The following is a 20,342-nucleotide window of genomic DNA, read 5'->3' as shown; positions in this document are numbered from 1 at the left end:
GCGGCAGGATGGGAACCGATCATCCCCTAGGGTCATACCCACGGGGGAGAGACGGTGTGCACGGCAGGCAGTGAGGCGACGGTATGGCGCAGCAGGCATACATGACGGAGACGGACAACGGCGGCTCGGGGCCCGAGCGTCCGGGAACCCGGCTCCGGAGCCTGCTCGGACGCCTCGCGACCCGGCTGACGTCGGGCTGGCGCGGCGATCCGCGGATCTGGCGCCGCGGCCTCGTCGTCGCCGCCCTCGCGCTGCTGCTCTCCCTGGTGATGCTCGTCCACTCCCGCATCCCGAACCGTTTCGGCAACCTCGGCAGCCTCACCGAGACGTTCCTGCCCTGGCTGGGCGTCTTCGTGCCGCTGCTGCTCGTGCTGGCCCTGCTGCGCCGGTCCGCGACCGCGGTGATCGCGGTGGTGCTCCCGGCGGTGGTCTGGCTGAACCTCTTCGGGGGGCTGCTCACCGACAAGACCGCCACCGGCGGCGACCTCACGGTCGCCACGCACAACGTCAACGCCGACAACGCCGACCCGTCCGGCACCGCCCGTGACGTGGCCGCCTCCGGCGCGGACGTGCTCGCCCTGGAGGAGCTGACCGCCTCGGCGGTGCCGGTGTACGAGAAGGCGCTGGCGGCGACCTACCGGTACCACTCGGTGCAGGGCACGGTCGGGCTGTGGAGCAAGTACCCGATGAGCGGCATCGCGGACGTCGACATCAAGCTGGGCTGGATCCGCGCGATGCGGGCGACGGTGGCCACGCCCGAGGGGCCCGTCGCCTTCTACGTCGCCCACCTGCCGTCGGTGCGGGTGAAGCTCCAGGCCGGGTTCACCGCCCGGCAGCGCGACAAGAGCGCGGACGCGCTGGGCGAGGCGATCGCCGCCGACCCGCTGAGCCGCAAGGTCCTGCTCGGCGACCTCAACGGCACGATGAACGACCGCTCGCTGAACGCCGTCACCTCCCAGATGCGCTCCGCGCAGGGCGCGGCGGGCAGCGGCTTCGGCTTCAGCTGGCCGGCGTCGTTCCCGATGGCGCGCATCGACCAGATCATGGTGACGGGTGTGGAACCGGTCACGTCGTGGACCCTGCCGGCGACCGGCAGCGACCACCTGCCGGTCGCGGCTCGTGTGAAGGTCACCACACCGTAGCCTCCCGGAATACCGTGCCGAGGCGAGTTTGTTCCGTACTTGAACATAGTGATTTCATGACGGACGAACCCCCTCACTGAAAGGCACAGGCCCTCTCATGCCCCTGGCCCTGCTCGCCCTGGCCGTGGGTGCCTTCGGCATCGGCACCACCGAGTTCGTGATGATGGGCCTGCTGCCCGACGTCGCGGACGACCTGCACCTCTCGATCCCGACGGCCGGACACCTGGTCTCCGCGTACGCGCTGGGCGTCGTCGTCGGCGCCCCGCTGCTGGCCGCCGTGACCTCGCGGCTGTCCCGCCGCACGGTCCTGATCTCCCTGATGGGCCTGTTCGTGGCCGGCAACGCGCTGTCCGCCCTCGCCCCCGACAACGGCTCCCTGCTGGTCGCCCGCTTCCTCAGCGGTCTGCCGCACGGCGCCTTCTTCGGCGTGGGCGCGGTGGTGGCCACCAGCCTGGTCGCCCCGGACCGCAGGGCCCGCTCGGTGTCGCTGATGTTCCTCGGCCTGACCGTCGCCAACGTCGCCGGCGTGCCCGTCGCCACCCTCATGGGCCAGCACCTCGGCTGGAGGGCGACCTTCCTCGGCGTCAGCGTGATCGGCGTGGCGGCGATCGTCGCCCTGGCGCTGCTCATCCCGCACGACCGCACGCACGCCTCCGCCACCGGCCTGCGCGGAGAACTGGCCGCCCTGCGGTCGCTGCCGGTCTGGCTGGCCCTCGGCACTACCGTCGCGGGCTTCGGCGCGCTGTTCTCCGCGTACAGCTACATCACCCCGATGCTCACGGACTCCGCCGGGTACGCCGACTCCAGCGTGACGATGCTGCTGGCGCTGTTCGGCGTCGGCGCGACCGTCGGCAACCTGGTGGGCGGTCGGCTCGCCGACCACGCGATGCGCGGCACGCTGTTCGGCGGGCTGATCTCCCTGGTGGCCGTCCTCGCGCTGTTCCCGCTGCTGATGGCGGCGCCGTGGAGCGCCGCGCTGGGGGTGACCCTGCTGGGCGTCGCCGCGTTCGTCACCGGCTCGCCGCTCCAGCTGATGGTGATGGAGAAGGCCTCCTCGGCCCCTTCCCTGGCCTCCTCCGCCAACCAGGCGGCCTTCAACCTCGCCAACGCCGGCGGTGCCTGGATCGGCGGCCTGGCCCTCGCGGCGGGCTTCGGCGTCACCTCCCCGGCGCTCGCGGGCGCGGCCCTGGCGGCTCTCGGAGTGGCCGTGGCGGCCGTGGCCTATGGCGTGGACCGACGCCGTGGCCTCACCGGCGGCCGGGCCCGGATCGTCGCCACGGCCCGCCCCCGCGAACCCCAAGCGGCCCACCGCTAGGCACGGGACCCCCCCCACCCCCGCACCCGGCCCCTCCAGGGGCGCCGGTTCGGGGCGGGGGCCGTAGTCCCGCCCTTTCGGGGGCGCGGGGAACGGCGCGCCGGGCCACGACGGACCTGCACCCGAGGGCTGTCAGACGTGGCAGGGCGGCCCGGCGCGGTGGCCGATCGCCGGGCGCCGGTCTGGGGCGGGGGTCGTAGTCCCGCCCTTTCGGGGGCGCGGGGAACGGCGCGCCCGGCCACGACGGACCCGCACCCGAGGGCCGTCAGCACCCGGCAGGGCGGCCCGGCACCCGGCAACCGCGGCACGGCGGCCCCGCAACCGCGGCACGGCGGCTCGGCAACCGCGGCACGGCGGCCCGGCACCCGGGCAGGCGGCCCGGCAGCGGGCAAGCGGCTGGAACCCGGTATCCCCGTCACCGCACCCCGGCCGGCAGGCAGCCGGGGGCGCCGGTTACACCGACTCCCGCCACCCGTTGGTGATCGGCAGCCGCCGGTCCTTGCCGAACCCCTTCGCCGAGATCTTCGTACCCGGCGGGTACTGCCGCCGCTTGTACTCCGCGGTGTCCACCATGCGCAGGGTCTTCACGACCAGTTCACGGTCGTACCCCGCCGCGACGATCGCGTCCGCGCCCTGGTCCCGGTCGACGTACAGCTCGAGGATCGCGTCCAGGACCGGATAGTCCGGCAGGGAGTCCGTGTCGACCTGCCCCGGCCGCAGCTCGGCGCTCGGCGGCTTGGTGATGGAGTTCTCGGGGATCGGCGGGGTCTGTCCCCGCTCGGCCGCCGCCCGGTTGCGCCACTGCGCGAGCCGGAAGATCGACGTCTTGTACACGTCCTTGATGGGCCCGTACGCGCCCACCGAGTCGCCGTACAGCGTCGAGTAGCCCACCGCCAGCTCCGACTTGTTGCCCGGCGCGAGCACGATGTGCCCCTCCTGGTTGGAGATCGCCATCAGCAGCGTCCCGCGCAACCGCGACTGGAGGTTCTCCTCCGCGAGCCCCGTCAGTCCCAGTGAGGACATGTACGCGTCGAACATCGGCTCGATCGGAACCGTCCGGAAGTTCAGCCCGGTGCGCCGGGCCAGCTCCGCCGCGTCCCCCTTGGAGTGCTCCGAGGAGTACTTCGACGGCATGGAGACGCCGTACACGTTCTGCGCGCCCAGCGCGTCGCACGCGATCGCCGCGACGAGCGCCGAGTCGATCCCGCCCGACAGGCCGATCAGCACCGACGTGAAGCCGTTCTTGGCGACGTACGCCCGCAGGCCCACCACCAGCGCCGAGTACACCTCCTCGTCGTCGTCCAGCCGCTCCGCGTACCCGCCGGTCAGCTCCGGTTCGTAGGCGGGCACCGGCTCCTCCGACAGCACCACCCGGTCGATGCGCAGGCCGTCGTCCACCACACCCGTCGGTGCGTCGGCCGAGGCCGCCGGCAGGTCGAGGTCCAGGACCACGCAGCCCTCGGAGAACTGCGGTGCCCGCGCGATCACCTCGCCGTCCCGGTCGACGACGATCGAGTCGCCGTCGAAGACCAGCTCGTCCTGCCCGCCGATCATGGCGAGGTAGGCGGTGGTGCAGCCCGCCTCCTGGGCGCGCTTGCGCACCAGCTCCAGCCTTGTGTCGTCCTTGTTGCGCTCGTACGGCGAGGCGTTGACGGAGATCAGCAGTCCGGCCTCGGCGGAGCGGGCCGCCGGGACGCGGCCGCCGTCCTGCCAGAGGTCCTCGCAGATCGCCAGGGCGACGTCCACGCCGCGCACGCGCACGACCGGCATGGTGTCGCCCGGCACGAAGTAGCGGAACTCGTCGAACACGCCGTAGTTCGGCAGGTGGTGCTTGGCGAAGGTCAGCACCACCGCGCCGCCGTACAGCACCGCCGCCGCGTTGCGGGGGGCGCCCGCCGGCTGGCCGTACTTCGGCTGGGCGGTCTCCGACCGGTCGAGGTAGCCGACGATCACCGGGAGTTCGCCGAAGCCCTCCTCGGCCAGGCGCTCGGCGAGCGTGCGCAGGGCCGCGCGGGAGGCGTCGACGAAGGACGGGCGCAGGGCCAGGTCCTCGACGGGATAGCCGGTCAGCGCCATCTCCGGGAACGCCGCGAGGTGCGCTCCCTGCTCGGCGGAGTGCCGGGTCCAGCGGAGGATCGTTTCCGTGTTGCCGACGAGGTCACCGACACGCGCGTCGATCTGGTTCAGGGCGAGACGAAGTTGAGGCACGCGCCCAGTGTAATCGTCAAACCGACGCGATGGGGTGGCGCGGGGTGTCGGCTGCCCCACGCCACCCCTTGCACGGGGCCGCCTCGTCAGCGCCCGCGGTACGACTCGACGTAGCCGGCGGCGGGCGTGCCCACGCCGGTGACGTCGTCGTAGCCCTTCACGGCGGACAGCGAACTGTCCTTGCCGAGGCTTCGGACGGAGGTGGCGATGCCGCCGGCCGCGTCGTAGCCGTTGACGTAGTCGAGGCGCGCCACCGCCAGGCCCGAGCCCGTCGGGTCGTCGGTGACGTCGTGGTAGACCCGCGTGCCGTACCTGGCGTAGATCGCCGGGTTGGCGAAGCCGATGGCCCCGCCGCCGCGGGCCTGCTGGGCGAGGGCCTGGACGGCCGCGATGACCGGCGCGGCCAGCGAGGTGCCGCCGATGCGGTACTCGTCGTACTGCTGCGACCCGTCGGGGAAGGTCTGGGTCTGCCCGATCAGGAAGCCGGTGTTCGGGTCGGCGATCGCCGAGATGTCCGGGACCACGCGGTTGCCGGTGGCGTTGACGGCCGTGGCGAGCGCGTTCGGGACGACACCCTTCTGGTAGGACGGCTCGGCGACCGTCCTGCTGGTGCCGCCGCCCGCGCCGGAGGTGAACGCGCCGGGGAAGTCGGTCCAGCTCCTGCCGTCGGCCGACAGGGTCGCCTTCTCGGTGCCCCAGCCGGTCTCCCACAGGTACCGGTCGCCCTTGCCGACCGCCAGCGAGGTGCCGCCGACCGCCGTCACCCACGCCGAGTCCGCCGGGGTGTCGACCTGCTTGGTGCCGGTGTTCGCGACCTCGTCGCCGTTGTCGCCGGAGGAGAAGTAGAACCCGATGCCCTCGACCGCGCCGAGCTGGAAGACCTGGTCGTAGGCGGCCGCGAGATCCGGCGTCTGGTTGGCCTCGATGTCCCCCCAGGAGTTGGAGACGATGTCGGCCAGGTGGTTGTCGACGATCTTGCCGAGCGAGTCCAGCAGGTCGTCGTCGTAACAGGAGGCGGCGCCGACGTACGTGACGTGGGCGTCCGGAGCGACCGCGTGCACGGCTTCGACGTCGAGGGTCTCCTCGCCGTACCAGCCCGCCGCCGAGCACTCGTCGGTCCGCGTGTAGCCCTTCGGCAGCACCTGGGTGAGCTGGCCGGTCTTCCAGGCCGCGTCACCGTGCTTCACCGCGTAGGTGGCCGCGTCGAAGGCGATGGTCGGCGAGGCGTAGGCGTCGGTGATGGCGACCCGCACGCCCTTGCCGGTGCGCGTGCCGGCCCCGTAGACGGTGCGCAGCTGCTTTCCGGTGTAACCCCGCACGGCGTACGGGATCCTGGTGCCGTACGCGTCCGGCAGTGAGGTCGCCACGTTCGAGCCGTGGTACGTGGAGAACGGCCCGGCGTTGCGGAACACCGCGTCCGGCGGCGGCAACTGGTCCTTGGCGTTCGCCTTGTGCGGGGCGTTGTCCAGGCCGGTGACGGTGAGGACCGCGCCGTTCAGGCTCGCCGGCGCGGAGGCCGTGGACGCCGGCGCGCGGTAGGTCTTCGACCCCTTGGCGTAGTCGTGCAGCTGCGTGCCGAACGCCTTCTCCGCGGAGGCCACGTCACCGGTGACGGAGACGTAGTGCTGCGAGACGCCCGTGACCTTCAGCCCGGCCGCCGTCAGCCATGCCCTGACTGCCGCCACCTGGGCCTTCGTCGCGCCGAAGCGGGCCTGGGCCTGCTGGGCGGAGAGGTACGCGCCGTACGTGGGGGAGGCCGGGTCGGAGACCGCCCTCGCGTACCGTGCGAGGCCGGCGGCGTCCCGTCCGGCGAGGTAGACCCGGGCGGTGACCGGGGCGTTGTCCGGGGTCGCGCCCTCGTCCGCCCTGGGCGTGGCCCACGCCGGCCGGGTCCCGGCCAGCGTGTCACGGGACGGGGTGTCCGCGGCGTGCGCCGCGGGTATGCCGAGCGTCAACGCGCCGGCGATCATGGGCAGTGTCGCTGCCATGCTCACCCCGGCCCGCAGCGCGGCACGGTTGGATCTCATGGGACCCCCAGTTTCTGACGGTTCGTCGCGAGTGGATCACTCGACGTCGGCCACTCTCTCGATGAACCGTTCATGCCAGGGGAATGGGTGGGCCAAGAAGAACCCTGCCCGGGCCAAGAAGCCCTCAAGTGCCTTCTGCGTGCGCCGATTTGACGGACAAGTCCCCCTCGGTCCGGGCTCGCCCCCGGTGCCCCCGACACCTGCGGCACCCCCGGAGCTTCCAGGGGTCCTGCGCCTCTGAGTGTCTGATCAGGCGCTCGGAGCCCTAAGGGCGCGGCGCGGCCCCGCGGGACGTGAGCAGGTCCGCCATCAGCTGGAGCTCCGACTGCTGTCCCTCGACCATGCCCCGAGCGAGCCGCTTCTCCACCCCGACCGAGCACGCGGCGGCACAGCCCTCGGCCATGTGGATGCCGCCCTTGTGATGGTCCGTCATCAGCTGGAGGAAGAAGACCTCGGCCTGTCGGCCGTTGAGCGTGCCCAGCTTCTTCATCTCGGCGTCGGTGGCCATTCCCGGCATCAGGGCGCCGTCCTCGCCGGAGGCCGTGCCGCCCATGCCCATCCACGCCATCGGCTCGGCCGAGGACACCTTCGGCAGCCCCCACAGGTCCAGCCAGCCGATCAGCATGCCGCGCTGGTTGGCCTGCGTCTGCGCGATGTCGTAGGCGAGCCGGCGCACCTCCTCGTCCCGCGTGCGGTCGCGCACGACGTACGCCATCTCCACGGCCTGCTGGTGGTGCACCGCCATGTCCCGGGCGAAGCCGGCGTCGGCCGAGTCGGCGGACGGGACCTCGGAGCCGCCGTCGTCCCCGGCCGCCGAGTAGCTGACGGCCCCGGCCGCGACCAGCACCCCGGCCACCGCCACGGCGACTCCCGCGTACCTCACTGCGACAGACCGCCCGTGCACGCGGCGCCCGGCTCGGGCGTCTGCTCTCCCTGCACGAACTTCTCGAAGAACGCGTTCACGTTCGGGTCACTCGCCCCGGTCACCGTGCGCTGGTTCCCCCACGCGGTGAGCATGATCGGGTCGGCCTGCCCGTCGACCGGGCTCATCAGCGTGTACGGGGTCTTCTCGACCTTCGCCGCCAGCGCGTCGACGTCCGCCTTCGGGGCCTTGCTGTTGTACGTCACCCAGACCGCGCCGTGCTCCAGCGAGTGCACGGCGTTCATGTCGTCGATCGCCTTGGTGTAGACGTCGCCGTTGCAGTTCATCCACGCCTGGTGGTGGTCGCCCCCGACCGGGGGCACGGTCGGGTACTTCACGGTCCTGGTGACGTGGGTGCGGCCGAGGGTCCCCTTCCACGTCCTGACGCCGTCCGCCCCCGTGACGAACTGCCCCGAGGCCTTGGCGTCGGCCGTCGTGGAGCCGCCGTCGTCCGACTGCGACCGCACGAGCACCACGGTGCCGGCGACGAGCCCGGCCACCGCGACCACGCTCGCCGTGATCACGAGGATCCGGTTGCGCCGCTCACGTGCCCGCTCGGCGCGGCGCATGTGCTCTATGCGGGCCTTGCGCGCCGCGTCGGTGCTGGTGTTGGCGGAACCCATGGGGGCCTGTCCTTCTGGGGCGACGGGGGCGAGGGGGTCGTGCGCGTCCGCTGATGGTAAGGGCAGACGGGGGCGATCCCGTAGGCGGATCACGGCCAAGAAGGGGGAACGGGGGGACGGGGGAGGCGGGGCCGCCTAATTTTGCAGCCCAGATGCGTATTATCTACGCTTCCTCCCATGCGGCTCTTGAGATCCACCGACCTGGCGCTGCGCGTGCTGATGCGGCTCGCGGTGGCGGGCGGGAACAGCCCCACGACCCGTGACGTGGCGGCCGCCATGGACGTCCCCTACACCCACGCCGCGAAGGTCGTCGCCGAACTCCAGCACATGGGGCTGCTGGAGGCCCGCCGGGGCCGCGGTGGTGGCCTCGCACTGGCCGAGCGCGGCCGCACGGCGTCCGTCGGCGCCGTCGTCCGGGCCTTCGAGGGCGACGGCGACGTCGTCGACTGCGAGGGCGGCGCCACCCCCTGCCCCCTGAACACGGCCTGCCGCCTGCGCGGCGCCCTCCGCCGCGCCCAGGAGGCGTTCTTCGCGTCCCTGGACCCCGTCACGGTCTCGGACATCGTGGCGGAACCGACCGGCGCGCTGCTGCTGGAGATCACCGGGCCCGGGCGGTAGCGGACGGATCGCCGGACGCAGGGGAGCGTGACGCTCGTCGGCACACCCGCTCCCACCGGACAGCGAGGGTCGCGGGATCGCGGACCCGGCCGCCCGGAGCACCCGGACCTCTCGCCGGCCGCCGCAGCCGTCGCACCGCGCGGCCCGACACGCCACGGGGCCGGCGGTCCGCGACCGTCGGCCCCACCCGCCGAAACGGCGGCAAACCTGTTTTGACCTGCCCTTACAGCACCGGCAGGTTCTTCCGCAGCTCGAACGCGGTGACCTCGCTGCGGTACTCCTCCCACTCCTGGCGCTTGTTGCGCAGGAAGAAGTCGAAGACGTGCTCGCCGAGGGTCTCGGCGACCAGGTCGCTGCGTTCCATCAGGGTCAGGGCCTCGCCGAGGTTCTGCGGGAGGGGCTCGATGCCCATCGCGCGGCGCTCGGCGTCGGACAGGGCCCAGACGTCGTCCTCGGCGCCCGGCGGGAGTTCGTAGCCCTCCTCGACGCCCTTGAGGCCGGCGGCCAGGAGCATCGCGTAGGCCAGGTAGGGGTTGGTGCCGGAGTCGAGGGAGCGGACCTCGATGCGGGCCGAGCCGGTCTTGCCGGGCTTGTACATCGGGACGCGGACCAGGGCGGAGCGGTTGTTGTGGCCCCAGCAGATGTACGAGGGGGCCTCGCCGCCGGCACCGGCGGTGCGCTCGGAGCCGCCCCAGATGCGCTTGTAGGAGTTGACCCACTGGTTGGTGACGGCGGAGATCTCCGCCGCGTGCTTCAGCAGGCCCGCGATGAAGGACCGGCCGACCTTCGACAGTTGGTACTCCGAGCCGGACTCGTAGAAGGCGTTGCGGTCGCCCTCGAAGAGGGACAGGTGGGTGTGCATACCGCTGCCGGGATGCTCGGAGAACGGCTTCGGCATGAACGTCGCCTGGACGCCCTGTTCCAGCGCCACCTGCTTCATGACCAGGCGGAACGTCATGATGTTGTCGGCCGTGGAGAGCGCGTCGGCGTAGCGCAGGTCGATCTCCTGCTGGCCGGGGGCGCCCTCGTGGTGGGAGAACTCGACCGAGATGCCCATCGACTCCAGCATGGTGATCGCCTGGCGGCGGAAGTCCATGCCGATGTTCTGCGGGGTGTGGTCGAAGTAGCCCGAGTTGTCGGCCGGGGTGGGGCGCGAGCCGTCGAGCGGGCGGTCCTTCAGCAGGAAGAACTCGATCTCGGGGTGCGTGTAGAAGGTGAAGCCCAGGTCGGAGGCGCGGGCGAGGGCGCGCTTGAGGACGTACCGCGGGTCGGCGAAGGAGGGGGAGCCGTCCGGCATGAGGATGTCGCAGAACATGCGGGCGGTGCCGGGGGCCTCGGCGCGCCACGGCAGGACCTGGAAGGTGGAGGGGTCCGGCTTGGCGATCATGTCGGACTCGTAGACGCGGGCGAAGCCCTCGATCGCGGAGCCGTCGAAGCCGATGCCCTCGTCGAAGGCCTGCTCGAGCTCGGCCGGGGCCACGGCGACGGACTTGAGGAAGCCCAGCACGTCCGTGAACCACAGGCGTACGAACCGGATGTCGCGCTCCTCCAACGTCCGGAGTACGAACTCCTGCTGCTTGTCCATCTTCCGCTTCCCCATCCTTGCTGGTCAGGCCGCCTGTCCCCCGTCCCACGGGAGGCGGTCGGGCACCTGAGCATCACACCACACCACCGTTTCGTGCGCGTTGCGGACCATGATCGCCCGACCGACCCGGGCCTGAACGCCTCGCGCGCCGCTGGTACGGGTGTGCTGCTCTGTCGCCCATCTTGCCTGCTCGCAGCGACATCCGTAATGCCCGGGTCCCCGGCGGCCCGCCCCGTGCTTTTAATTTGCATCTGGGATGCAAGTTTTAATACCGTGCCGGACAGCCGGCCGCCGAGCGGAAGTCCCGGCGAGCCCCGAGGAGGCCCCATGCTGTCCGAGCGGTCCGCAGCCACCGTCCGCGCCACACTCCCCGCCGTCGGCGCGGCCATCGGCGAGATCACCGAGCGCTTCTACGCCGGACTCTTCGCCGCCCACCCCGACCTGCTGCGCGACCTGTTCAACCGAGGCAACCAGGCCGCCGGCACCCAGCGGCAGGCCCTGGCCGGCTCCATCGCCGCCTTCGCCACGCACCTCGTCGAGCACCCGGGCACCCGCCCCGACGCGATGCTCGCCCGCATCGCGCACAAGCACGCCTCCCTGGGCATCGCGCCCGAGCAGTACGCGGTCGTCCACGAGCACCTCTTCGCCGCCATCGCGGACGTCCTCGGCGAGGCGGTCACCCCCGAGGTCGCGGCCGCCTGGACGGAGGTCTACTGGCTGATGGCGAACGCGCTGACAGCGATCGAGCAGCGGCTGTACGAGGAGCGTGGCAGCGCGGCGCAGTGGCGCGCGTGGGAGGTCGTCCAGCGAGTGCCCGAGACCGCCGACGTCGTCACCCTGCGCCTGCGCCCCGTCGACGGCGGCCCGGTCCGCGACTTCCGCGCCGGCCAGTACGTCTCCGTCCGCGTCGAACTCCCCGACGGCGCCCGCCAGGCCCGTCAGTACACCCTCTCCGGCGCGCCCGGCCCGGCCCTGCGCCAGATCAGCGTCAAACGCGTCCACGACGGCACGGCCCCGGAGGGCGAGGTCTCCCGTCACCTCCACACGCGCGCGTGCGAGGGCAGCGTCCTGGAGCTCTCCGAGCCCTGCGGCGACCTCGTCCTGGACGACGCCCCGGACGCCCCGCTGCTGCTCGCGTCCGCCGGCATCGGCGTGACCCCGATGGTCGCGATGCTGGCGCACCTCGCCGCCACCGGTCACACCGCCCCCGTCACCGTCGTGCACGCCGACCGCTCCCCGGCCGACCACGCCCTGCGCGCCGACCAGGAGACCTGCGCGGCGAAGCTCTCCGGGGCGGACGTCCACCTCTGGTACGAGCAGGACGCTCCCGAGGGCGCGCACACCGGCCGCGCCGACCTCACCGACGTTCCCGTGCGCCCCGGCACGCGCGCGTACCTGTGCGGTCCGCTGCCGTTCATGCGGGCGGTGCGGGCGCAGCTCCTGGCCAAGGGGGTGGCCCCGGCGGACGTCCACTACGAGGTGTTCGGGCCGGACCTGTGGCTCGCGGGGACCTGAGGGGGCCCTGCACCATGCCCGCCTGATCGGGCCGGCACCTGCCGAGACCTCGCCCGGCGGCCTGCGGTGGGGCGAACACCGGCGGCGCGCCGAGCCGTTCGGCGCGACGAGGCGCGGACACCGTGCGGACCGGACGGGACTGCACCAGGAATGGACCGACCGAACACAGAGCGGCCGAGGAGTCCTGCGTGGAGAACACAGCCGTCCGCCCCTTCGAGGACGGGGACCTCCCCGGCGCCGCAGCCGCGCTGACCGCCGTGCACGCCACCGACGGCTACCCGGTCGAGGGGTGGCCCGGCCGGAGGCGTGGCTGCGGTCGGACGACGTCCTGGCCTCCTGGGTCGCCGAATCGGACAGGGGGATCGTCGGCCACGTCGCGGTGCTGCGGCCGCGCGGTGAGGACGCCGTGCGCCTGTGGGCCCGGCGCGGCGGGGACGCCGAACACCGCATCGGCGTGCTGGCCCGCCTCTTCGTCGTCAGGGACGCACGCGGGCGCGCCCTCGGCGAGCGGTTGGTGCGGACGGCCATGCACCACGCCCTGAGCCACGACCGCCGCCTGGTCCTCGACGTCATGGTCAAGGACACGGCCGCCGTCCGTCTCTACGAACGCCTCGGGTGGCTCAGGACCGGCCGGGCCGTGCACCACTACGGCGAAGGGCAGAGCATCGAGGCCTTGTGTTACGCGGCCCCGGATCCGCGGGCCGGCACGCCGCGGGGCGCTCACGGCCCCGGGCAGCGCCGATGACGTCCGACTCGGGGTGGCCGCCGTCAACTCGGGCCGGGGACGGGCCCATTGCTAGGGTGCCCGGGTGATCACCGACAGCCGCCTCCGTCTCACCACCGCCACCCTGTTGGTCCTGACCGCCCTCGCGGGATGCGCCGCGTCCTCGGGTGACGCACCGGCTTCCGCGTCCTCGACGGCCTCCGCGTCCGCCTCCGCGACCACCGCGGCCACCACACCCGCCCCCGTCGAGCCGGCCGCCACCGCCCAGGACGCCGCGCGGCAGTTCGCGCGGGCCCTGGCCGGCGGGGACACGGAGCTGGCCTGCGGGCTGGCCGACGCGCGCTTGCGGTCCTACGCGTCCGGGCGGGGCGGGTCGTGTCCCGAGGCGATGGCCGAGCTCGCGGAGGACGAGCGGTACGTGTTCACGCAGGCCGACTGCGTCGACTCGGCGGGCAGCTACCAGGTCGACGGCGACCCCGAGGACGGCCCGGACTCCGTCCGCGTCGACATCGACTGCCCGCAGGGATACACCTGGCTGCGTGTAGGCCGCATCGGCTCGGTCTGGCGGGTCACGGAGTTCAACGCCCCCTGACCGCTCGCGCCGCGCGGCGGCGGAAGACGGCGGGCAGGGCTCGGGAAGACGGGGCTCGACGACCACACGGCGCCGGGCCGACGGTCCGGGGCGCCGGTCCCGCGACGCCGCGGGGGCAGAGGATGCCCCTGCCCGGGCGCGCCGGGGCCGCCGCGGCGCCGTGCGGGGGCAGGGGGGATGCCCCTCCGCGGGCGCGCCGCACCCGCGCGCGGAGTCGAAAAGGGCGGGAAACCGTGCCCTGGCCCACCGCGCCGGGGGCGCGCGCGACGCCGTGCGAGGTCAGAGGGCGCCCTGACCCGCCGCGTCGGCCTCGCGCGCGACGGCGCACCGGATCAGAAGATGCCCTGACCCGGCACCAGGATCCCCCGCGGGTCGTAGGTCTGCTTCGCCGCTGCCAGCCGCGGCCAGGCCGTGCCGAAGTGGGCGCGCCAGTCCGCCCGGGTGAAGGGGATGCTGCCGACGGGGTACTGGGTGCCGCCGGCCGCCGCGGTGGCCTCGTAGGCGGCCCGGTTGGCGGCCAGGATGCGGTCGACGGTGGCGGTGTCGTCGGGCGGGATGGCGCCCAGCACGTCGAACAGGTAGGGCACGGGATCGTCGGGGGTGCGGAACATCGGGCGGGTGAGACGGTCGCGCCGCAGGGGGTACAGCAGGATGACGCCCGGACCCAGGTCGGCCGGGGTGAGGCCGTCCAGCACCCGGGAGCTGAGCTCGGCGGCGGACTCGCCGGGGAGGACGAGGTTGAGCCAGGGATGGGCGTACGTCCAGACGCCGGCCTCCTTCAGGGCGGCGATGAGCGGGGCCAGCCGGTCCAGGAAGTCCCAGTAGCCGAGATCGGCGCTCTCGACGCCGGAGGGCAGGTGGCGCAACCCGCGCAGCAGGGCCGCGTCGTCCGGTGCGGGGCCGACCGGCGGGCCGTAGGCCACCGCCTCCAGGACGTAGACCCGGAAGGCGCCCTCGGCGTTCGCGAAGACCTGGCCCGCCACGTAGTCGAAGCGGCCCTCCTCGACCAGGGCACGCTGGTCGGCGAGGTAGGTCTCCAGGTCGTCGTAGGTCAGCAGGTAGTGGCGTACGGTCGCGGGCGCGGGCACCAGGCGCAGTGTGGCCTCGACGATGACGGCGCACTGGCCGAGGCCGGCAAGGACGGCGTGGAAGAGGTCGGGGCGCCGCGACGGCGAGCAGCTGACCAGTTCGCCCGCGCCGGTGACGACGCGCAGCGCGGTGACGTTGTCGACCTGCGCGCCGTAACGGTGGGCCTGGCCGCCCAGGCCGCCCACGGACAGGGTGCCGCCGACGGAGAGTTCGAGGTAGTCGGTGAAGACCGGCGGGGTGAGGCCGTGGGCGAGCGTGGCCCGGGCGACGTCGCTCCACCTGGCGCCGGCGCCCACGGTGACGGTGGTGCTGTCCGGCCCCAGCGGGCCGATGCCCGCGAGGGGCGTGGTCTCGATGACCAGGCCGCCCTGGACCTGCGCCTGACCGTAGGGGGCGTGGCCCTGGCCGCGCGGCGCGACGGGCAGACAGTGGTCGTTGCAGAAGCGGATCATGGTGACGACGTCGCGGACCGAGCCCGGGCGCAGCACGGCGACCGGACGGCGGTGCACGATGTGGCCGTAGTCGTCGGCCGCGGCGGCGAGCGACGACTCGTCCGTGACGAGCGTGCCGTCCAGCCGCGGAATCGCGGCCGGGGTCGCGGCCCCGGTCGCGCTGGCGGACTCCGCTCCGGCCGCCGGGGCGGTCGCGGCCCAGCTCCGGGTGGCGGTGCAGAAGCCGGTCACGGCCGCCCCGGTGGCCGTGAGGCCGCGCAGGACGGTACGTCTGGACGGTGTGCGAGTCATGCGCACACTCCCCCCTCTGATGTGCGGAAATGGTGAAATCCGCGTCAGCCTAGGGGAGTTCGTGCGGTCAGGTACGCGGTTCCCGCCACCAGCGGTGGAGCGGGCCCGCTCGCGGTGCCGGCTAGCGCCGCGCGGACAGCTCCGCCAGGACCTGGTGCAGCGGTTCCGTCGCCCGGCGGCGGTACTCCTGGATCGCCCAGCCGTTGCCGTCCGGGTCCGTGAAGTACATGAAGGTGGCGCCGTCGTCGGGGGCGTACCGGACGGGTTCGGAGACGTCCAGACCGCGTGCGACGAGTTCCGCGTGAGCGGCCTCGATGTCGGCCACGCACAGCTGGAGGCCCTGGTAGGAGCCGGGGGCCGGGCGGGCGCCCTGCGCCATCTCCCAGATGCTGTCGCCGAGGGCGATCGAGCAGCCCGAGCCCGGCGGTGTCAGCTGCACGATCCGCATGCCGGGCATCACCTCCTGGTCGATGTCCACGTGGAAGCCGACCTGGTCCCGGTAGAAGTCGCGGGAGCGGTCAATGTCGCTGACGGGCAGCGGGATCACTTCGAGCGTGTAGTGCATGGCTGCTCCTCTCGGTCACCTGTCACACCGGTCGCCGGCCGCCCACGACCGCGTCGTACCGGCAGGGTGCCGCACCCGGGGACGGGGGCGTCCCCACAGGGTGTCAGTCGAACCGCCACCGCGTCTGGCTGAACGGCTCCCCCTTACCGAAGCCGAAAACCGTGCGGGGCGCCACCGCGAGGACGACGGCGTCCCCGGCGCCGTGGTGGAACAGCCCGTCGCGCACCTCGAAACGCCAGAAGCTGACGTGGGGCCGTCCGTCCGGCCGTACCGTCGAGATCCAGAACAGCTCGGCCGCGGCGAGCCGGGCCTCGGCCTGCGGCCACGGCGTCGCGGCCGCCGCCTCGTCGCCGTAGCGGGCATCGAGACGGGTCCGGGGGCGGCGGCCGGCCCCGGGACGGGCGGACCGCGCGTGATCGGTCGGTTGGGCCACCGGTCTTCGGTGTGCCATGAGTCTCCGGGCCGTCGGCCGGTGGGGCATCGGTCCGGAGGCCGTCGCTCGGTGGGCGGCCGGATGGCGGGTGAGTGGGCTGTGGGTCATGGGTCTGCGGGCGGTCGGACCGCCGGTGGGTGGGCTGCGGGCCGGCGGATCCCTGGCGATCGGTCTGAGGGCGAACGGACATCGGGCACCCTCCTCGCGTCGTTCCCTGCACAGGCCGGACCGGCCGGACAAGCGGAACATCGGTGCCCGTCCCGGCGCTTCCCCCAGGCTCTCCGGTTAGGCTCGGGCCTGTACGACCTTGATCGGAGCCGTTCGTACGAGGAGGGCCGGGGATGATGACGCCGGGGCGCAGGAGCAGTACCTTCACACGGCTGCTGCGGCACGGCTTCACCGACGCCTCCGCCGCCGAGCGGCTGCTGGACAGCGCCGAGCTCGCGCCCGTGCGCAGCGACCCCTTCCTGCTGGAGGCGCTCGGCGCGACCGCCGACCCCGACCTCGCGCTGCACGGGCTCGTCCGGCTGCTGGAGGCGCAGCCGGAGGCGACCGCCCGGCGCCGACTGCTGGACACGCTCATCGCGGCCAAGCCGCTGCGGGACCGGCTGCTGGGGGTGCTGGGCGCCTCCGCGGCCCTCGCCGACCACCTCGCCCGGCACCCGCGGGACTGGGAGGCGCTGGTCACCTACGAGCCGCGGGACCTGCACCCGGGGGTGGAGGAGTTCGAGCGGGGCCTGGCCGAGGTCACCGACCCCGTCACGCTGCGCGTCGCCTACCGGCGCTGCCTGTTGTCCATCGCCGCCCGGGACGTGTGTCAGACCACCGACATCGCCCAGACCGCCGCCGAGCTCGCCGACCTGGCCACCGCGACGCTGCGCGCGGCCCTCGCCCTCGCGCGGGCCGCCGCGCCCGAGGAGGCCGCGCTGTGCCGGCTCGCGGTGATCGCGATGGGCAAGTGCGGCGGACACGAGCTGAACTACGTCTCCGACGTGGACGTGATCTTCGTCGGCGAGGCGGTCGAGGGGGCCGACGAGGGCAAGGCCCTGCGGGCCGCCACCAAGATCGCCTCGCACATGATGCGGATCTGCTCGGAGACCACGGTGGAGGGGTCGATCTGGCCCGTCGACGCCAACCTGCGGCCCGAGGGACGCAACGGACCGCTGGTGCGGACGCTGAGCAGCCATCTCGCCTACTACCAGCGCTGGGCCAAGACGTGGGAGTTCCAGGCCCTGCTCAAGGCCCGGCCGGTCGCCGGCGACCTCGCGCTCGGCGAGCAGTACGTCGCCGCCGTGGAACCGCTCGTGTGGCAGGCCGCCGAGCGGGAGAACTTCGTCGCCGACGTGCAGAAGATGCGGCGCCGGGTCGTGGAGAACATCCCCGCCGCCGAGATCGAGCGCGAACTGAAGCTCGGCCCGGGCGGACTGCGGGACGTCGAGTTCGCCGTGCAGCTGCTCCAGCTGGTGCACGGGCGCACGGATCCCTCGCTGCGCAGCGGTACGACACTCGACGCGTTGCAGGCGCTCGCCGCGGGCGGGTACGTCGGCCGGGTGGACGCCGTGCAGCTCGACGACGCCTACCGGTTCCTGCGGTCCATGGAGCACCGCATCCAGCTGTACCGGCTGCGGCGCACGCACCTGGTGCCCGAGGACGAGGCCGACCAGCGGCGGCTCGGGAGATCGCTGGGGCTGCGCACCGATCCGATCGGCGAGCTGAACCGCGAGTGGAAGCGGCACGCCGCCGTCGTACGGCGGCTGCACGAGAAGCTGTTCTACCGGCCGCTGCTGGACGCCGTCGCCCAACTCGCCTCCGGCGAGGCGCGGTTGAGCATGGAGGCGGCCCGCGAGCGGCTCGTGGCGCTCGGGTACGCCGATCCCGCCTCGGCGCTGCGGCACCTGGAGGCGCTGTCGTCGGGGGTGACGCGCAAGGCCGCCATCCAACGCACCCTGCTGCCGGTGCTGCTCGGCTGGTTCGCCGACTCCGCCGATCCCGACGCGGGCCTGCTCAACTTCCGCAAGGTGTCGGACGCGCTGGGCAAGACGCCCTGGTACCTGCGGCTGCTGCGGGACGAGGGGGCCGCCGCGGAGAACCTCGCCCGGGTGCTCTCCGCCGGGCGGCTCGCCCCCGACCTGCTGATGCGCGCACCCGAGGCGGTCGCGCTGCTCGGCGACGGGGACGGCGGGGAGGGCGGTGGCCTGATGCCGCGCGGGCGCCCGCACCTGGAGCAGGAGATCCTCGCGACCGTCGGACGCGCCGGGAACGCGGAGCAGGCGGTCACCGCGGCCCGCGGGGTGCGCAGGCGTGAGCTGTTCCGGACGGCGGCGGGGGACATCGTCAGCTCCTACGGCACCGAGGCCCAGCCCGCCGAAGCCGACCAGGGAGCGCTGGTCGACCGGGTGGGGGCGGCCGTCTCCGATCTGACGGCGGCCACCCTGGCCGGCACCCTGCGGGCGGTGGTCAGGGAGGGCTGGGGCGACACGCTGCCCACCCGGTTCGCCGTCATCGGCATGGGCCGCTTCGGGGGGCACGAACTGGGCTACGGGTCGGACGCGGACGTGCTGTTCGTGCACGAGCCCCGGGAGGGCGTGGAGGAGCGGGAGGCCGGCCGGGCGGCCAACCGGGTCGTCTCCGAGATGCGGCGGCTGCTGCAGATCCCGAGCGCCGACCCGCCGCTGCTGATCGACGCCGACCTGCGGCCGGAGGGCAAGTCCGGCCCGCTCGTCCGCACCCTGAAGTCGTACGAGGCCTACTACCGGCGCTGGTCGCTGGTGTGGGAGTCGCAGGCGCTGCTGCGGGCCGAGGTGGTGGCGGGGGACGAGGAGCTGGGACGGCGGTTCCTCGCGCTGGTGGATCCCCTGCGCTACCCGGAGGGCGGTCTGGGGGAGGAGTCCGTACGGGAGATCCGGCGGCTCAAGGCGCGGATGGAGTCGGAGCGGCTGCCGCGCGGTGCCGACCCCAAGCTGCACACCAAGCTGGGGCCGGGCGGGCTGTCGGACGTGGAGTGGACCGTGCAGTTGCTGCAACTGCGCCACGGGTGGGAGCGGCCGGGGCTGCGCACGACCCGGACCCGGGAGGCCCTGCGGGCCGCCCGGGAGGCCGGGCTGCTCGGCGCGGACGACGCGGCGATCCTCGACGAGGCGTGGGTGCTGGCTACGCGGGTGCGGAACGCGGTGATGCTGGTGCGGGGGCGGGCGGGGGACACGTTTCCGTCGGAGAGCCGTGAGCTGGCCGCGGTCGGACGGTACCTGGGGTACGGGCCGGGGCATGTGGGGGAGCTGCTGGACGGGTACCGGCGGACGGCGCGGCGGGCCCGGGGCGTGGTGGACGAGCTGTTCTACGGAGGGTGAGGCCCGCTCGCCGCGGGGTGCGGGTCAGCGCCACCCCCGCGAGGATCACCACCATGCCGGCCAGGACGCGTCCGCTCACCGCCTCGTCGAGGAACACCGCGCCGAGGGTCACCGAGACGACCGGCAGCAGATAGCCGACCGTCGCCGCCGTGGTGGGGCCCTCGTCGGCTATCAGGCGGTAGTTGAGGTAGAAGGTCACGCCGGTGCCCAGGGTGCCGAGGGCCGTCACGGCCAGCAGGGCGGTGAGGTCGGGGCGCAGGGGGCCGGCGGCGGGAAGGGCCAGACCGGTCCAGGCCGTGGCGGCGAGGAGCTGGGCCGCCGACAGGGCGAGCGGGGCGTCCCGGACGGTGAGGGTGCGGGCCATGTGGGCGAAGGCCACCGCGTAGCTGGCCGCGGCGGCCAGCAGGGCGAGGGCACCCCAGGTCAGCAGGCCGGAGCGGTGCCAGGGGGCGAAGATCAGCAGTGTGCCGGCGAAGCCCAGGACGAGGCCGGTCAGGCGCAGGGGGTGCAGGGGGCGGTCGGTGCCCAGCAGGACGCCGATGAGGAGCGACCACAGGGGTGTGGTGGCGTTGAGGACGCCCGCGACACCCGAGTCGACCGTCTGCTGGCCCAGACTGAACAGGGCGAAGGGCAGGGCGTTGCAGAACAGGGCCGCCACGGCGAGCCGGGCCCAGGTGGCGCGGTCGCGGGGCAGACGCTGGCCCGCCCTGCGGGCCAGGAGCAGCAGCACGGCCGTGCCCAGGGCGCAGCGGGCGATCGTGATCTGGGCCGGGGTCAGACCGTGGGTGAGGGCCAGCTCGATCCAGAGGAAGCCGGAGCCCCACAGAAGCGCCAGGGCGGTCATGCGGAGGGTCGAGGAGAGGGGCATGGCCCCCACCGTGGTCCACCCGTTGA

Annotated in this window: 15 protein-coding genes and 1 pseudogene; 7 read left to right on the top strand and 9 right to left on the bottom strand. The window is 73.4% G+C overall.

The window, feature by feature from the left end; all coding sequences use genetic code 11:
• Positions 1–83: 83 nt before the first annotated feature.
• Entirely contained in the window at positions 84–1,142 is a 1,059-nt protein-coding gene (locus tag ACZ4YY_RS02615) for an endonuclease/exonuclease/phosphatase family protein (RefSeq protein ID WP_468282874.1), read from the top strand.
• A 97-nt stretch (positions 1,143–1,239) separates the two neighbouring features.
• Positions 1,240–2,457 (top strand): MFS transporter, encoded by a 1,218-nt coding sequence (locus ACZ4YY_RS02610; RefSeq protein WP_468282872.1) that lies wholly within the window; start codon positions 1,240–1,242, stop codon positions 2,455–2,457.
• A gap of 453 nt (positions 2,458–2,910) precedes the next feature.
• Here the strand turns inward: ACZ4YY_RS02610 and ACZ4YY_RS02605 are convergent, their stop codons facing one another.
• From ACZ4YY_RS02605 to ACZ4YY_RS02590, 4 genes are all read right to left on the bottom strand, one after another.
• Positions 2,911–4,665, bottom strand: coding sequence for an NAD+ synthase (locus ACZ4YY_RS02605; RefSeq protein ID WP_468282869.1), 1,755 nt, complete (start codon positions 4,663–4,665; stop codon positions 2,911–2,913).
• 86 nt (positions 4,666–4,751) lie between these two features.
• On the bottom strand, positions 4,752–6,692 hold the full coding sequence (locus ACZ4YY_RS02600) for a S53 family peptidase (RefSeq protein WP_468282866.1): 1,941 nt from the start codon (positions 6,690–6,692) through the stop codon (positions 4,752–4,754).
• 265 nt (positions 6,693–6,957) lie between these two features.
• On the bottom strand, positions 6,958–7,575 hold the full coding sequence (locus tag ACZ4YY_RS02595; RefSeq protein ID WP_468282863.1) for a DUF305 domain-containing protein: 618 nt from the start codon (positions 7,573–7,575) through the stop codon (positions 6,958–6,960).
• On the bottom strand, positions 7,572–8,237 hold the full coding sequence (locus ACZ4YY_RS02590; protein WP_468282860.1) for a DUF3105 domain-containing protein: 666 nt from the start codon (positions 8,235–8,237) through the stop codon (positions 7,572–7,574). Before ACZ4YY_RS02590 ends, ACZ4YY_RS02595 begins: the two co-directional genes overlap by 4 nt.
• A gap of 177 nt (positions 8,238–8,414) precedes the next feature.
• Between ACZ4YY_RS02590 and ACZ4YY_RS02585 the strand changes: the two genes are divergently transcribed.
• Positions 8,415–8,855, top strand: coding sequence for an RrF2 family transcriptional regulator (locus ACZ4YY_RS02585; RefSeq protein WP_468282857.1), 441 nt, complete (start codon positions 8,415–8,417; stop codon positions 8,853–8,855).
• A gap of 223 nt (positions 8,856–9,078) precedes the next feature.
• On the opposite strand, the gene glnA is transcribed toward ACZ4YY_RS02585, so the two are convergent.
• The gene (gene glnA, locus ACZ4YY_RS02580) at positions 9,079–10,440 is read right to left on the bottom strand and encodes a type I glutamate--ammonia ligase (protein WP_468282854.1); all 1,362 of its coding nucleotides are present in this window, start codon (positions 10,438–10,440) and stop codon (positions 9,079–9,081) included.
• Between the two features lie 327 nt (positions 10,441–10,767).
• Here glnA and ACZ4YY_RS02575 point away from each other — a divergent pair, with 327 nt between their 5' ends.
• The 3 genes from ACZ4YY_RS02575 to ACZ4YY_RS02565 all read left to right on the top strand — a co-directional run bounded on the left by ACZ4YY_RS02575 (position 10,768) and on the right by ACZ4YY_RS02565 (position 13,271).
• Positions 10,768–11,955: a globin domain-containing protein gene (locus tag ACZ4YY_RS02575; protein ID WP_468282851.1), complete on the top strand. Its 1,188-nt coding sequence runs from the start codon at positions 10,768–10,770 to the stop codon at positions 11,953–11,955.
• Between the two features lie 289 nt (positions 11,956–12,244).
• The gene (locus ACZ4YY_RS02570) at positions 12,245–12,700 is read left to right on the top strand and encodes a GNAT family N-acetyltransferase (protein WP_468282848.1); all 456 of its coding nucleotides are present in this window, start codon (positions 12,245–12,247) and stop codon (positions 12,698–12,700) included.
• Positions 12,701–12,764: 64 nt separating this feature from the next.
• Positions 12,765–13,271 carry a hypothetical protein gene (locus tag ACZ4YY_RS02565; protein ID WP_468282845.1) on the top strand — a complete coding sequence of 169 codons (507 nt, stop codon included), beginning with the start codon at positions 12,765–12,767 and terminating at the stop codon, positions 13,269–13,271.
• 332 nt (positions 13,272–13,603) lie between these two features.
• Here ACZ4YY_RS02565 and ACZ4YY_RS02560 read toward each other — a convergent pair whose 3' ends face one another.
• From ACZ4YY_RS02560 to ACZ4YY_RS02550, 3 genes are all read right to left on the bottom strand, one after another.
• Positions 13,604–15,103, bottom strand: a complete 1,500-nt coding sequence (locus ACZ4YY_RS02560; RefSeq protein WP_468282842.1) for an FAD-binding protein — start codon at positions 15,101–15,103, stop codon at positions 13,604–13,606.
• 121 nt (positions 15,104–15,224) lie between these two features.
• Complete coding sequence (locus tag ACZ4YY_RS02555; protein WP_468282839.1) at positions 15,225–15,668, bottom strand: VOC family protein; 444 nt, start codon at positions 15,666–15,668, stop codon at positions 15,225–15,227.
• Between the two features lie 103 nt (positions 15,669–15,771).
• A complete protein-coding gene (locus tag ACZ4YY_RS02550) occupies positions 15,772–16,101 on the bottom strand; it encodes a hypothetical protein (protein ID WP_468282836.1) in 330 nt (109 codons plus the stop codon).
• A gap of 341 nt (positions 16,102–16,442) precedes the next feature.
• Between ACZ4YY_RS02550 and ACZ4YY_RS02545 the strand changes: the two genes are divergently transcribed.
• Positions 16,443–19,448, top strand: coding sequence for a bifunctional [glutamine synthetase] adenylyltransferase/[glutamine synthetase]-adenylyl-L-tyrosine phosphorylase (locus ACZ4YY_RS02545; protein WP_468282833.1), 3,006 nt, complete (start codon positions 16,443–16,445; stop codon positions 19,446–19,448).
• Here the strand turns inward: ACZ4YY_RS02545 and ACZ4YY_RS02540 are convergent.
• Positions 19,354–20,316 (bottom strand): annotated as a pseudogene (locus ACZ4YY_RS02540) (DMT family transporter); the annotation flags it as partial. The gene ACZ4YY_RS02545 and the pseudogene ACZ4YY_RS02540 sit on opposite strands and share 95 nt — an antisense overlap.
• Positions 20,317–20,342 lie beyond the last annotated feature (26 nt).

This window comes from Streptomyces sp. NPDC030143 (assembly GCF_055573695.1).
This window is presented reverse-complemented; position numbering and strand designations above follow the sequence as displayed.

Bases quoted from the DNA above. Each gene is read 5' to 3' on its own strand.
- ACZ4YY_RS02600 (WP_468282866.1), bottom strand. From the start codon at position 6,692: ATGAGATCCAACCGTGCCGCGCTGCGGGCCGGGGTGAGCATGGCAGCG.
- ACZ4YY_RS02585 (WP_468282857.1), top strand. From the start codon at position 8,415: ATGCGGCTCTTGAGATCCACCGACCTGGCGCTGCGCGTGCTGATGCGG.
- ACZ4YY_RS02555 (WP_468282839.1), bottom strand. From the start codon at position 15,668: ATGCACTACACGCTCGAAGTGATCCCGCTGCCCGTCAGCGACATTGAC.
- ACZ4YY_RS02545 (WP_468282833.1), top strand. From the start codon at position 16,443: ATGATGACGCCGGGGCGCAGGAGCAGTACCTTCACACGGCTGCTGCGG.
- ACZ4YY_RS02590 (WP_468282860.1), bottom strand. From the start codon at position 8,237: ATGGGTTCCGCCAACACCAGCACCGACGCGGCGCGCAAGGCCCGCATA.
- ACZ4YY_RS02560 (WP_468282842.1), bottom strand. From the start codon at position 15,103: ATGACTCGCACACCGTCCAGACGTACCGTCCTGCGCGGCCTCACGGCC.
- glnA (WP_468282854.1), bottom strand. From the start codon at position 10,440: ATGGACAAGCAGCAGGAGTTCGTACTCCGGACGTTGGAGGAGCGCGAC.
- ACZ4YY_RS02575 (WP_468282851.1), top strand. From the start codon at position 10,768: ATGCTGTCCGAGCGGTCCGCAGCCACCGTCCGCGCCACACTCCCCGCC.
- ACZ4YY_RS02610 (WP_468282872.1), top strand. From the start codon at position 1,240: ATGCCCCTGGCCCTGCTCGCCCTGGCCGTGGGTGCCTTCGGCATCGGC.
- ACZ4YY_RS02615 (WP_468282874.1), top strand. From the start codon at position 84: ATGGCGCAGCAGGCATACATGACGGAGACGGACAACGGCGGCTCGGGG.